Genomic DNA, 12,967 nt, shown 5'->3' with positions numbered 1-12,967 from the left:
GCTATTTGTATACCCAATCGCGCCCGGGGGACACTTCAAATGTCATTTTTTCTTCGGTGAACGGGTGGGTGAGGTGGAGCCGTTCGGCGTGCAGCAAGACACGTCTTGCGCGCTTTGAACCACCGTAAAGTGTGTCGCCAACAATTGGGTGGTGGATACTGGACGTGTGGACACGAATTTGATGGGTGCGGCCAGTTTTAAGCGTGCAGCGGACGAGCGTGACACCTGCTGTTTTGTCGGCGCTTAAAACGTGAATGTGCGTTTCGGCAGCTTGCCCGTTTGGACTCACACGTTTTTTGCCAGACTGGTGGCGGTCATTTCCGATGGGCTGGTTGATGATGCAGTCACCGTTTAAAACGCCGCCTAGGACAGCTAAATATTCACGTTTAATTTGCCGCATTTCGAGTTTATACGAAAGGGCAGCTAGGCTGAGCGAATGTTTCGCGAAAAGGATGAGCCCGGATGTCGTTTGATCGAGGCGATGGACAGGCAAAGCGGTGCCGCCACGCGTTTTATCCAAGTAGAATTGAACGTGATTTGCAAGCGTATCCGTTTCACTTGGCGCATTCGGATGAGTTTTCACGCCAGCCGCTTTGTTCACAACAAGCAGATGCGCATCTTCAAAGACCACATCAAGCGGTGCTTTAGTCGCATGAATCGGCTTGTCTTGCGTGGGCAAGGTCAAAATGCCGCCAGAAACGAGCGGTTTGTCGAAGTCTATCAAAACCCCATTAAGCAGCACATTTCCTGCCATACGCAACTCATGGCGCGCCTTTTTCCCAAGATGAAAAAGCTCTTTTAGCACTTCTGCAAGCGTCAGCCCGTCCCAGCTCGGCAAAATTTGAATTTCCACAGTAATCCCTCCTACAAAAGAAGAAAGAATAAGCACGTGGCCTATTCTTCCAGTTTTTTAAAGATTTCTAAGTACTCGATATGATGCGGTTCTGCCTCTTTTACGCGGAAAATAAATCCGCCATATTCAATTTCGTCTCCGACTTCGACTTCGTAGTTTTGCGTTAAGAACCAACCACCAATTGTGTCGACTTCATCTTCCGCGAGATCCGTACCTAAAATATTATTTACTTCGTCAATCAAGAGTTTTGCGTCCACGATAAAATGCCCATCTTTAATTTTTCTGATTTCTGGAATTTCATCTGCATCGAATTCATCGCGAATATCACCAACGATTTCCTCGACAATATCTTCTACCGTGACAAGGCCAGATGTGCCGCCGTACTCATCTAAAAGAATGGCAATATGTGAACGCTCTTTTTGCATGCGAATTAAAAGTTCCTTAATGGGAATCGTTTCAATAACACGAATAATTGGTTTTACAAACGGGTCAATTGGAAACGGCTTACTTGATTCATGTTCGACGTAAGCCGACAAGATTTCCTTCAAGTTTAAAACCCCGATAATATGATCTTTATCACCGTCAATGACAGGATAACGCGTGTAGCGCTCGTTTTTCATGATGTCAGAAAGACCAGAAATATCAGAGCCGGAATCAACGGTCACAATTTCCGTACGCGGAATCATAATTTCTTTTGCCATTCGTTCATCAAAATCGAAAATTTTATTTACATAACGAAATTCCGACTGGTTAATTTCGCCGCTCTTGTAGCTTTCGCCAACAATGATGCGCAGTTCTTCTTCCGTGTGGGCAATTTCATGCTCACTAGCTGGCTCCAAGCCAAACAATTTCGAGATTAGAACAGAAGATTCATTGAGCAACCAAATGAACGGGAACATGATTTTATAAAAATAATGTAGCGGTCTCGCAACTGTAAGTGCGACAGCTTCTGTTTTATCGATAGCGAGCGTTTTTGGTACAAGCTCCCCAACGACCACATGTAAAAAGGTGATGAATACAAAAGCAATCACAAAGGAAAGAATCGTTACAGCCGAACTCGGAATGGCAAGCATGTCGAAGAGTGGATGTAAGGCCGCCTCAACCGTAGATTCACCGAGCCAACCAAGACCTAGCGAACTAATCGTAATCCCAAGCTGGCAGGCAGATAAGTACGCATTTAAATGGTTATAAATGTATCGTGCCAGTTTAGCACGCTTGTTTCCTTCTGAAATAAGCTGGTCTAGCCTACTCGGTCGCATTTTCACAATTGCAAATTCTGTCGCCACGAAAAAGGCGGAAACTGCAATTAAAAATGCAATAATTAAAAACTTAATCGTTAATATCAATCGCATGCCATCTATAGAACACTATAAATGGCTAACACCTCCTATGGTATCTGTTTTTTTATGAAAGCAGGTGTGAGCTTAGTTCCCAAGAGGAAATACTAGAAGCATCGCCCTGCATAAATTGATTTAGTTTCTCTGCCCCATCGGTATATTCCCTCCCAACCTTAAAAAGCTATACATACTCAAATTATAATGGACTTTCCAAAAGAAAACAACGAATTTATTCTTTAGAAAAAGGCTCGATATGTACAAGCGTGTAAGCATTTGGAAATTCCGTACGAATCACGCTTTCGATGCGCTCGGTAATGGCGTGACTTTCGGTTACATTTAGCGCCGCATCAACCGAGATAGTTGCGTCAATCCAAATACGATTACCGTTAAAACGTGCTTTAATATCCTTCACCTCTTTGACATCGTCCACGCCCGCAATTAGCTTGTGGATTTCTTCCAGTTTGGAGACATCGAATCCGTCTGTCAAACTATGCGCGGCATCAAAGAAAATTTTGACGGCGGTGTAGCCGATGAGAACGCCGACAAGAAGGGCGGTGACCGCATCAAGCCACGGCACCCCAATGATGGCGCCTAAAATCCCAAGACAAGCCCCAAAGCTGACCCAAGCGTCGGAACGATTATCATATGCGGCAGCACGAATGGCTTGACTGTCGATTTTTTTCGAAAGCCGAATGTTAAAAAGATAAATGATATACATAAACACGCCAGAAAAGAAGGCTACAATGGCAGTGAGCATGCTCGGTGTGCCGTAATTTTTTTGAATTAAGTTGACGATGGATTCAAAGACAACTTGTAAGCTGACGAGTAGCATGATAAAAGAGGCAACTAGTGAGCTGATGGTTTCGGTTCGGCGATGGCCATAGGCGTGGTCTTTGTCCGGCGGAATACGCGAAATTCGAAGGCCAATTAATAGGGCGATAATGGCGATAACATCGGTTGTGTTGTTTAAGCCGTCTGCAAAAAGAGCGTCAGAATGCCCAATAAGTCCAACTGTTACTTTTAGCGCGGCGACAAAGATGTAGGCAAACATGCTTAGGAAAGCGGCTTTTTCTGCTTTTTTAATATCTTGATAGGCTTCCACTTTTCATTCCTCATTTCATTACAAAAATCTCTCCGAAAAAATTCGGAGAGCTAAACTTCTATAAAAGCTTTTTTTAATTGTTTTACCGAAAGTGCGATCGTGTCACACACTTCTTGGTAGTGCGCCCACTTTGCTGGTAATTCATTGATGTGTTCGGGGTCTTCAATATCCCAGTAAACGATTTTTTTGTTAAACGCATCTGGGAAATTCGGTGCTAATTCATTTGTAGAATCGTAAATCGTCACAATTAAATCTGCATCCTCAAGCAATTTTTGACTAGGCGTGTAAGAAAAACTGTTTGGAGCTTCCATTGAAAATTCATGAAGCACATCATTTACAAAAGAAGTTTCCCGCGCTTTTGACCAAGAGCCGCTGATGAAAGTGACATCACGAAGCGGTAGTTTCTTTGCCCAAGCAAGCGCAATGCTGCTACGAATATGCGATTGTGACAAAAAATAAATAAGCTTGTGAGTCATATTCCAAATCCTTTCTACATCAGTCTGAAAAATAATCTAGCAATATTGTAAAAGTACCCCTTTTTCGCGTTTAGAAACATGATTTATAGGAAAAGTTTTAGAGGAATTGTGACAATGTTATGGCAAGTGTTTACTTTGACTAAAAATAAGACTTAAGAAGGTAGAAAAAAATTCGGATTTAGCGTAAAATAATCATATTCCCGTGTATTTTTATATGTGCGGAGAAAACTAATTAGAGAAAGCTAGGAGATAAATTTGGAAAATTTTAAGCAGCTGATTGTGAAGTATTTCAAACAATTTTTCAGCTTTATCTGGAAATGGATTGGCATTGGATGGCGCAAATTTAGGCGCTTTTTGAGAAATCGTCATGTAATTAAAATTATTATTTTAGCAGTTTTATTAGCGGTATTAGGATTTATTGTATACTTGACGATTGTGGCCAAATCAGCAGATATTGACGCGCTTAAAAAGGGACTTGAAACAGCTACGATTATTTATGATAAGGACGGGGACAAAGCAGGGGAACTTTCGTCTACTGATGCGACGTTTGTTAAAATTGATAAAATTTCCCAAAACTTACAAGACGCAGTTGTTTCCATTGAAGATCGCAAATTTTATGAGCATAATGGTTTTGATATAAAAGGGATAATGCGTTCTGCAGCTGGACTCGTTTCAACTGGTGGGATAACCGGCGGAGGAAGTACGATTACGCAGCAGCTCGCTAAAAATGCTTTGCTAACCCAAGAACAGACGTTTACACGTAAAGCAAAAGAATTGTTTATGGCACGTGAAATTGAGCGGACATATTCGAAAGATGAGATTTTAGAGATGTACTTAAACCGTTCGTACTTTGGTAACGGTGAATGGGGTGTAGAAAACGCATCTAAAAAATACTTCGGCAAATCAGCGGCCGATTTAAACGTTCCAGAAGCCGCTACAATTGCGGGTTTACTTCAGGCGCCTAGTGCGTACGACCCTTACAAGCATTTAGACAAAGCAACGAACCGTAGAAATATGGTTTTAAAAGCGATGCAGGAAAATGGAAAAATTACAGAAGCGCAGTATAAAGAGTATAGCAACACGAAAATTGTGTTAACGAACAAGGCGCAAGACCCACTTGCGAATAAATATCCGTGGTATATTGATGCGGTCATTAATGAGGCGGTCAATGAAGCCGATGTGACGCAAGATGAAATCATGAAAAAAGGTTATAAAATCTACACGGAACTTGACCAAAACTATCAGACTTCGCTTGAAGGAACGTATAGCGATGACAGTTTATTCCCGAAAAATGCGGCAGACGGGACGCTTGTTCAATCTGGTGCGGTATTAATGGATCCAGCAACTGGCGGGATTCGGGCGTTAGTTGGCGGACGCGGAGAACATACTTTCCGAGGGTTTAACCGTGCAACGCAAATGAAAGCTCAACCAGGTTCCACAATGAAACCTTTAGCAGTGTATGTGCCAGCGCTTGAAGCAGGCTGGAAAGTAGACGACATGCTGCAAGATGAGAAGACAACGTATGAGGGCAACTATACCCCGACCAATGTTGGTGGCTACTATCAAGGTGAAGTGCCGATGTATGAGGCTGTCGCTAAATCGATTAATGCGCCTGCTGTGTGGCTTCTTGATCAAATAGGAATTAAAAAAGGTGTTAAATCTTCGAAGGAATTTGGTATTCCGCTTGAAGAAAGCGATGATACGCTCGGACTTGCGCTTGGTGGCTTAAGCAAAGGTGCTTCACCAGTTGATATGGCAACAGCTTACGCAACCTTTGCGAACAAGGGCGTTAAACCAGAAAAGGGCTACATCATTAGTAAGATTGTCGATCCTGCGGGTAACACAATCTATGAACATGTACCAGAAACAAAACGCATCATTTCGGAAAAAACTTCGAATTCAATGACCTCGATGCTTTTAGACGTTGTTAACACTGGAACAGGTACAAACGCTGCTGTTGCAGGATATGAAATGGCCGGGAAAACGGGGTCAACGCAAGTTCCGTTTGATGATACAAGTGGAACGAAAGACCAGTGGTTCGTCGGGTACACACCCGATTTAGTAGGCGCTGTTTGGATTGGCTTCGATAAAACGGATGAGGCGCACTACTTAAAAACAACTAGTTCGCAAGGCGTTGCTAATTTGGCACACTACGTCATGAAGAGCGGATTGCGCTATCAAACGCCGCAAGATTTTGATACGAAGAGTGCCGCACAAGAAACAAAAGCGAAGGAAAAAGAAGAAAAACAAAAAGCGGCAGAAAAAGATGATTTCTGGAATACCGTCAAAGAAAAAGCAAATGATGCTGGAGACGCCATCGAAAAAGGCGCTGACAAAGTCGTTGAATTCGGCGGGAAAGTCAAAGATGGCATCGGAGATTGGATTGGTTCGTGGTAATAAGCAATTGAGTTGGAGCATTTAGCTCCAACTCAGACTGATGACAAACAGCGATCTTCGTCGTTAAAGCCTCCGTTCCGCTCCTCGCGTACTCGAGTACGCTCCGGTGCGGTACTCGGCTTTGCCTAGAATCTCACCATTTGTCATCAGTCTGAATATAGTGGGATTACGTTTTGTTTTGTGTTTTTCTACAATCTGAGTTGGAGCATTTAGCGCCAACTTTTTTTATGTGATTGACTAGAAGTGTTATCTGTTATACAATATATATAACAGAAAAGGAGTGTTTAATATGGAATTTGCAGGAATTAATTGGGCCTTAATTTTACCTATCTTAATTTTAAATCTTGTTCTACTTATTACGGCGCTTGTCGACTTAATTAGACACTGGAATGTGCGCAAAAATGCCATCATTTGGCTTGTCGTTATTTGTTTTATTAATACAATTGGTCCAGTGATTTACTTTATTTTTGGAAGAAAAGAGGAGTTCAAATGACAGAGCTCCGCATTCAAAATTTGTCCAAGCGTTTTGGCGCGCAAAAAGCAGTTCAAAATGTGGATTTAGTTGTGCCAGACGGGGCGTGCCTCGCACTGATTGGCCCAAATGGTGCTGGGAAAACGACACTAATTAATATGCTGGTGCAAATTTTGAAACCAGATGGCGGTGAGATTTTGCTTGACGGGAAACCAATTCGGCATTTGAAAAATTTGATTGGCTACTTGCCGCAGTATCCGCATTTTTATGGTTGGATGACGGCGAAAGAATGCCTGAACTTTATGGGCAAGCTATCCAAAATGAATCAAGCCGATTTAAATGTGCGCATTCCGGAAGTTTTAGCGCTCGTCGGTTTGGAAAAAGAAGGAAACAAACGAATTAGTGGGTTTTCAGGCGGCATGCGTCAGCGTTTAGGCATAGCTCAAGCCATTTTGCATCGCCCGAAATTGCTTGTCATGGACGAGCCAGTCTCGGCACTGGATCCAATTGGACGTATGGAAGTCATTCGGTTGGTTGAGAAATTGAAATCGGAAACGACCATTTTGTTTTCAACGCACATTTTGGCGGATGCCGCTGAAATTTGTGACCATATTACGATGATCAAAAAAGGTGAAGTGGTACTTGATAAGCCGCTCGAAACGCTTTTAAAAGAAGCAAGCACAAATGTTTTTGAAGTGGAACTATTAGGCGAAAACGCAGCGTGGTATGCGGAAGTAAGCGAACACTCAAACATTTTGTTTTCCGAAAAAAAAGGCTCGGTTTACCGGTTTGAAGTGCAAAATAAAGCGGAAATGAGTGTTTTTTTGTTGCAGTCGCTTGCATCAGCGAATGTCGAAGTGGTGCGCTTTATGAATGTGCATGAAACGCTCGAACAAATTTTTATGAAGAAGGTGAGCGAATGAATGCATTACTTGTGAAAGAATGGCTCGAAATGAAACGCAACTTAAAGCTATTATGGTTGCCAATTGTTTTCGCGATTCTTGGCTTAACGCAGCCGCTTATTGTAAAATTCCTACCAGAAATTCTAAAAGCAGTCGGCGGCATTCAAAACGCAGATGCGCTCACACAAATGATGGGCCCCACGACGCCAGAAGTCATTTTAGGTCAAACGCTCGCTTCGCAATTCGACCAGCTCGGCATCATCATTTTTGCAGTCGCAGCGATGGGCACTATTTTGGCCGACAGAACAAGCGGCATGCTCGCTTTTATTATGACGCGTCCCGTTGAACTCAGTAGTTACATTGGCACGAAATGGCTTAGCCAGCTCGCAACCGCATTTTGCGCACTGCTGTTTGGCTACGCGCTATCCGCTTATTACACGATTCTTTTATTCGGTCATTTAAGTTTAAAACGAGTCATCATCGCCTTTTTGATTTATTTTGTCTGGTTTTGTTTCGTGGTCGGAATTGTCATCTTGGCCAGTGCCTTCTTCAAAAGCAGTGCCGCTGTAGCGAGTACCGCTGTCGTGCTCGCGATTGTTTTCACTGCGCTCAATGCGGTAGACTCAAAATGGCTAGCACTAAATCCAGCCTATTTAAGCAAAAACGCGGTCGAATTTTTAGCCAGTGGTAAGGTTTTAGAATGGTTTTACGTCTCTTTAGTCCTTACGGTGATTTATCTAGTCGCACTATTCGTTTTAACGCTTGTCGTGATGCGAAAAAAACCATTACAGGTTGAGAACCATTAAAAGAGCAAATAGATTCATAAAGAAACGCACTTTTCATTTGAAGAGTGCGTTTTTTAGCTGCAACTGATAAACAAGTTGTCCGTCGTAACTTAGACCGCAAATCGACTTTTATTGCCAGTTGATATAGAATCAAAATGTGGAACATAGGAAATGGTAAAAAAACTTTAGATTCTGTTAGGAAATGAATCAAGAAATAAAGGAGAGCATTATGCGAGATGAATTGAAAAGTAACACATATTTTAAAGAAAGATTGGCTTATTTAGATGAAAGTATTAATCAGTTTGAAGAGCTTTTAATTCAATACAAAGATTCAACAAATGTAAATTTTAGGAGTGCGTATCTCTCATTGTTAAACTATTATTCATCAAAAATTAATTGTTCATATTCTATTGGTGATCCGATAGAAATAATTAATAAATTGTTGCCAAGATATGTAAATTTAATTGAGAAAACATGGGATAAAGAAACTGGAAGTTATATACAATTACTTCAAGCTGTTTCACTTGGAATACTCTTAGAGGAGACTAAAGAGCTTGAAATATTGCAGCAGTTAGTACAAAGAGAAGGTTTTCATGATTTTCTGATTGATTATATGTTTCATAGTGTAGATAATTCATGGGTGAAAACTAATGAGCTTGCATTCACTAGACCATATGAAACTTTGAAAGCTGTGACGCAAGCTCACACAAAAGAGGTAGCGGAAACATTACTGAAGCAATATGTGGAAAAAGAATGGTATCAAGGTCATCGTGATGCTGGTTGGTATAATTCACATAAAAGCCCTCATGCTATCTATAACGGATATTGGAGTTATGAAAGTGGGGCAGTTGCTAAAATTATGCAACTTAATGATGCGGAATTTCAAACTATTAAATATTATCCTTATGATTTTGTACAATATGAACAATGAAGAGTCTGGAGCGTACTTAGCATTTGTTCCGTGAAAAAAATAGAGAAGCAAAAAGCCATCTTTAAAAACGGTTTTTTGCTTATTTTTATGACTCAGACTCTTTTTAAATATGCTATACTATTTTCGAGGTGAGGATTGTGGAGCGAATTGAAAAGGATTCATTTGGTGAGATTTCTGTTGATGCGAGTAAATTTTGGGGGGCACAAACTGAGCGGAGTCGGCAAAATTTTAAAATTGGTGAGCGACGAATGCCACTTGAAATTATTGATGCTTTTGCGTTTTTGAAAAAAGCTTGCGCAAATGTGAATGCTGCTGCTGGGAAGCTTGAAATGGAGAAAGCGCAAGCAATTGGCCGTGCCTGTGACCGCATTTTGAGCGGCGAACTAGACGAGCATTTTCCACTTGTTGTGTTCCAAACAGGGAGCGGCACGCAGACAAATATGAACGTGAATGAAGTGATTGCATTTGTTTCGGAGGAAAATGGAACAAAGGTGCATCCTAACGATGATGTGAACATGTCGCAAAGCTCAAACGATACGTTTCCGACCGCAATGCACATTGCTGCGTATAAGGTGATTCATCAAAATCTTTTGCCAGAACTCGATAAATTTCAAGCTATTTTAAAAGAAAAGAAAGAAGCTTATATGCAAGTCGTGAAAATCGGGCGGACGCATTTACAAGATGCAACGCCGCTTACGCTCGGACAAGAAATTAGTGGTTATGAGGCGATGATTAAAAATGCCAAACGTTTTATTGAGGAAAGTAGCGGTTCACTTCGCGCGCTGGCAATTGGTGGCACCGCCGTTGGAACCGGGATTAATGCATCGAAAGATTTCGGAGAACAAGTCGCAGCCGAGCTTGGCAAGATGACCGGCAATCCATTTGTGTCGGACGAAAATAAGTTTTTTGCGCTCTCAAGCCACAGCCCAATCAATTATGTGCATGGCGCCATTCGTGCTCTTGCGTCTGATCTCATGAAAATAGCAAACGACATTCGTTTTTTAGCCAGCGGACCAAGAAGTGGAATTGGCGAAATTAGCATTCCAGAAAACGAGCCCGGTAGCTCTATTATGCCGGGGAAAGTCAACCCGACGCAGTGTGAGGCGCTTACAATGGTTGCCGCACAAGTGATGGGCAATGATACAACAATCAATGTGGCGAGCAGCCAAGGGAACTTGGAATTAAACGTGTATAAGCCGGTCATTATCGACAACTTTTTAGAATCTGTACGTTTGCTGACAGATGGTATGAAATCGTTCCGTATCCACTGTTTAACGGGGCTTGTCGCCAATGAAGCTGTCATTCAAGAAAAACTCAAGAACTCGCTCATGCTCGTGACAGCCTTAAATCCACATATCGGCTACGAGAAAGCCGCAGAAATTGCGAAGGCGGCACATAAAAATGGCACGACATTACGCGAAGCCGCGGTCACTTCTGGCTACGTAACAGAAGAGCAGTTTGACGCTTTTATTGACCCGCTTAAAATGACGAACCTTTAATCATACTTTAGAATGAAATTCCCCGAGAAGCATTGTCGCTTGGGGAATTTTCGCGTATAATGAAACCACTCTAAAGGGTGGTGCAAAGATGCAAACTATAGTAACAATTGGGTTAATGGCGCTAATAGGTGGTTTTATTGGAGCGATGACGAATTTTATTGCGATTCGCATGCTTTTTAGACCATTTGAGGCGAAATATATCGGAAAATGGCGCGTGCCGTTTACACCGGGATTGATCCCTAAAAGACGGGACGAACTCGCGAAAAAAATAGGTGAAGTGATTGTCGAACACTTGCTCACTGGCGATATGATACAGCGCAAACTAGAAGATGAGGCACTTCAAAAGGAAGTTATTCTAACCGTACAACAATTATTTGAAGAAAAAATGGCGCTGCGGACGACACCAGAGGAACTCGCAGAACTCGCTGGATTTAAAGACGGGAAGGAAAGGCTCATTCACTGGGTTTCGGACAAAATCGAACAAGAGCTAACCCGCTTTTTGGAAGAAAAACAGGATGTGGCATTGCAGCAATTTGTTCCCGCCGAACTAAAAAACAGTGTAAAGAAACATTTGCCTGATATGACAAAAATAGGCACTGAACGCGTTCAAAGCTACATTTTAAGCGAAGCCGGCGCCGCACAAATTGCCGCTATGTTAAACAAGTTTTTCACCGAACATGGCAAAATGGGCAGCTTTGCGAAGCTCGTTTTAAATGTGGAATCCTTGACGGAAAAAGCGCAAAAAGAATTGGTGAAAATGCTTGCGCAACCTGAAACGGAACAAATGATTTTAAATTTATGTGAAACCGAACTCGACCATGTATTTTCACAAAAATTAAATGACATTTTGGCAGCGGATAAATGGCAGCAATTTACTCAGCAAATAAAACATGAAAGTGAGCAATTTTTACGTTCGGAGAAATGGTTGAATAAGCCACTTCAGGATAATTTGAGGAAATATGAAACGCATATTTCGGAGCATCTCATTCCGTATGCCACACTTCGCGTACTCGATTTTGTCGCAAGCCACAGTGCCGACATGATGAAGCGACTGGATATTTCAGGCCTTGTCGAAAAACAAATCGAGACATTTTCCCTAGAAGAGGTAGAAGCGATTGTAATCGATATTTCGGGACGCGAGCTAAAAATGATTACGTATCTCGGCGGTGTTTTAGGTGGTTTTATCGGAATTATTCAAGGAATTCTAGCGATTTGGGTGTGACAAGCGTTAAGACTTTTGTTATAGTTAGTTAAGAAGAAATAAACTATTTTGGAGGACTTACTAATGAGCGAAAATATTTATGATTTAGCACATGGTTTAGACAAAGGAATTCGTGAAACAAACGAATTTAAAAGCTTGCAAGAAGCATACAAAAATGTGAACGCAGACGAGGAAGCTAAAACAAAGTTCAATCGTTTTCGTGAAATTCAAGTTACGATTCAAGAAAAACAAATGACGGGTCAGCCGATTGATGATGAAACGGTTCAAACTGCACAAGAAGTTGCTGAGGATGTGCAACAAAACGAACTGATTATTGCTTTAATGGAAAAAGAACAAGCGATGAGCACGATCATTAACGATTTGAATCGCATTATCATGACACCACTACAAGATTTATACGAAGTACAACAATAAAAAAGAAACCGCGCCAAGTGTTTGGTGCGGTTTTCATCTATTTATAGGAACGACTGTGCTTCAAGTTCAAGAGCCAGTTCTTTAGCTTGGACTAAAATAGGGGACGCCGTCTGCGCGTTTATTTTTTCAAATGAGAGCAACTTATATTTCTGCGGCTCTTCTTTGACGCCCTCAAAAATAAGTGGCACTACAGTGTCTTTAGAAAAATTCAAATCGACTAAATAAAGCGCACAAATTTGGTGCAGCAGCCGTTTTCCGTCCATTTCATGACCGATTAAGAAATCAAATGTACCAAGTGTTCTTTTCGCTTCGGGGAAAACGCGATACATACTCAGGTGACGTTTTAGTGCGTCATCAAGCATTTCGTCCTCCAAAAGACTTCCACCCGGCAAATCATATTTTTGCTTAAACGGGCCATTCTCGCGCATAACGACCAGGATATGCTGTTCATGAATATATAAGCCATACGTGCAAAAAATACGGTTCCAGTTCCCCATATTATCAATCCCTTCCGTTAACAATCTATAGTTTATTGTAGCACAACTTTAGCTGATTAAAATAGGGCTCTGGCAGGACT

Annotated in this window: 13 protein-coding genes; 8 read left to right on the top strand and 5 right to left on the bottom strand. The window is 41.7% G+C overall.

The window, feature by feature from the left end:
- Window position 1: 1 nt before the first annotated feature.
- The 4 genes from CFT42_RS04065 to CFT42_RS04050 all read right to left on the bottom strand — a co-directional run bounded on the left by CFT42_RS04065 (window position 2) and on the right by CFT42_RS04050 (window position 3,768).
- On the bottom strand, window positions 2-853 hold the full coding sequence (locus CFT42_RS04065) for an RluA family pseudouridine synthase (RefSeq protein WP_088815427.1): 852 nt from the start codon (window positions 851-853) through the stop codon (window positions 2-4).
- Between the two features lie 41 nt (window positions 854-894).
- Window positions 895-2,199 carry a hemolysin family protein gene (locus CFT42_RS04060; RefSeq protein ID WP_088809457.1) on the bottom strand — a complete coding sequence of 435 codons (1,305 nt, stop codon included), beginning with the start codon at window positions 2,197-2,199 and terminating at the stop codon, window positions 895-897.
- Between the two features lie 220 nt (window positions 2,200-2,419).
- The gene (locus tag CFT42_RS04055) at window positions 2,420-3,292 is read right to left on the bottom strand and encodes a cation diffusion facilitator family transporter (RefSeq protein ID WP_088815426.1); all 873 of its coding nucleotides are present in this window, start codon (window positions 3,290-3,292) and stop codon (window positions 2,420-2,422) included.
- Window positions 3,293-3,342: 50 nt separating this feature from the next.
- On the bottom strand, window positions 3,343-3,768 hold the full coding sequence (locus tag CFT42_RS04050) for a low molecular weight phosphatase family protein (protein ID WP_088809347.1): 426 nt from the start codon (window positions 3,766-3,768) through the stop codon (window positions 3,343-3,345).
- A 255-nt stretch (window positions 3,769-4,023) separates the two neighbouring features.
- Between CFT42_RS04050 and CFT42_RS04045 the strand changes: the two genes are divergently transcribed.
- From CFT42_RS04045 to CFT42_RS04010, 8 genes are all read left to right on the top strand, one after another.
- On the top strand, window positions 4,024-6,165 hold the full coding sequence (locus CFT42_RS04045) for a transglycosylase domain-containing protein (RefSeq protein ID WP_088809346.1): 2,142 nt from the start codon (window positions 4,024-4,026) through the stop codon (window positions 6,163-6,165).
- 289 nt (window positions 6,166-6,454) lie between these two features.
- Entirely contained in the window at window positions 6,455-6,658 is a 204-nt protein-coding gene (locus tag CFT42_RS04040) for a PLD nuclease N-terminal domain-containing protein (protein WP_088809345.1), read from the top strand.
- Complete coding sequence (locus CFT42_RS04035; RefSeq protein ID WP_088809344.1) at window positions 6,655-7,560, top strand: ABC transporter ATP-binding protein; 906 nt, start codon at window positions 6,655-6,657, stop codon at window positions 7,558-7,560. The genes CFT42_RS04040 and CFT42_RS04035 overlap by 4 nt, the downstream gene beginning before the upstream one ends.
- Window positions 7,557-8,345 carry an ABC transporter permease gene (locus tag CFT42_RS04030; protein WP_088815425.1) on the top strand — a complete coding sequence of 263 codons (789 nt, stop codon included), beginning with the start codon at window positions 7,557-7,559 and terminating at the stop codon, window positions 8,343-8,345. Before CFT42_RS04035 ends, CFT42_RS04030 begins: the two co-directional genes overlap by 4 nt.
- Window positions 8,346-8,553: 208 nt before the next feature.
- Window positions 8,554-9,255, top strand: coding sequence for a PoNe immunity protein domain-containing protein (locus tag CFT42_RS04025; RefSeq protein ID WP_159458143.1), 702 nt, complete (start codon window positions 8,554-8,556; stop codon window positions 9,253-9,255).
- A gap of 137 nt (window positions 9,256-9,392) precedes the next feature.
- The gene (gene fumC, locus CFT42_RS04020) at window positions 9,393-10,754 is read left to right on the top strand and encodes a class II fumarate hydratase (RefSeq protein ID WP_088815423.1); all 1,362 of its coding nucleotides are present in this window, start codon (window positions 9,393-9,395) and stop codon (window positions 10,752-10,754) included.
- An 88-nt stretch (window positions 10,755-10,842) separates the two neighbouring features.
- Window positions 10,843-11,976 carry a DUF445 domain-containing protein gene (locus CFT42_RS04015; RefSeq protein ID WP_088809340.1) on the top strand — a complete coding sequence of 378 codons (1,134 nt, stop codon included), beginning with the start codon at window positions 10,843-10,845 and terminating at the stop codon, window positions 11,974-11,976.
- Window positions 11,977-12,039: 63 nt separating this feature from the next.
- Entirely contained in the window at window positions 12,040-12,390 is a 351-nt protein-coding gene (locus CFT42_RS04010; RefSeq protein WP_088809339.1) for a YlbF/YmcA family competence regulator, read from the top strand.
- Window positions 12,391-12,431: 41 nt separating this feature from the next.
- Here CFT42_RS04010 and CFT42_RS04005 read toward each other — a convergent pair whose 3' ends face one another.
- A complete protein-coding gene (locus CFT42_RS04005) occupies window positions 12,432-12,887 on the bottom strand; it encodes an NUDIX hydrolase (RefSeq protein WP_088809338.1) in 456 nt (151 codons plus the stop codon).
- Window positions 12,888-12,967: the final 80 nt, after the last annotated feature.

This window comes from Listeria goaensis (assembly GCF_900186125.1).
GTDB lineage: Bacteria > Bacillota > Bacilli > Lactobacillales > Listeriaceae > Listeria > Listeria goaensis.
The sequence above is the reverse complement of the archived record's forward strand: the minus strand, read 5'-3'. Positions and strand labels throughout refer to the sequence as shown.

Coding starts and splice junctions, on each gene's coding strand:
- CFT42_RS04030 (WP_088815425.1), top strand. CDS start 7,557: ATGAATGCATTACTTGTGAAAGAATGGCTCGAAATGAAACGCAACTTA.
- CFT42_RS04015 (WP_088809340.1), top strand. CDS start 10,843: ATGCAAACTATAGTAACAATTGGGTTAATGGCGCTAATAGGTGGTTTT.
- CFT42_RS04050 (WP_088809347.1), bottom strand. CDS start 3,768: ATGACTCACAAGCTTATTTATTTTTTGTCACAATCGCATATTCGTAGC.
- CFT42_RS04005 (WP_088809338.1), bottom strand. CDS start 12,887: ATGGGGAACTGGAACCGTATTTTTTGCACGTATGGCTTATATATTCAT.
- CFT42_RS04035 (WP_088809344.1), top strand. CDS start 6,655: ATGACAGAGCTCCGCATTCAAAATTTGTCCAAGCGTTTTGGCGCGCAA.
- CFT42_RS04025 (WP_159458143.1), top strand. CDS start 8,554: ATGCGAGATGAATTGAAAAGTAACACATATTTTAAAGAAAGATTGGCT.
- CFT42_RS04040 (WP_088809345.1), top strand. CDS start 6,455: ATGGAATTTGCAGGAATTAATTGGGCCTTAATTTTACCTATCTTAATT.
- CFT42_RS04010 (WP_088809339.1), top strand. CDS start 12,040: ATGAGCGAAAATATTTATGATTTAGCACATGGTTTAGACAAAGGAATT.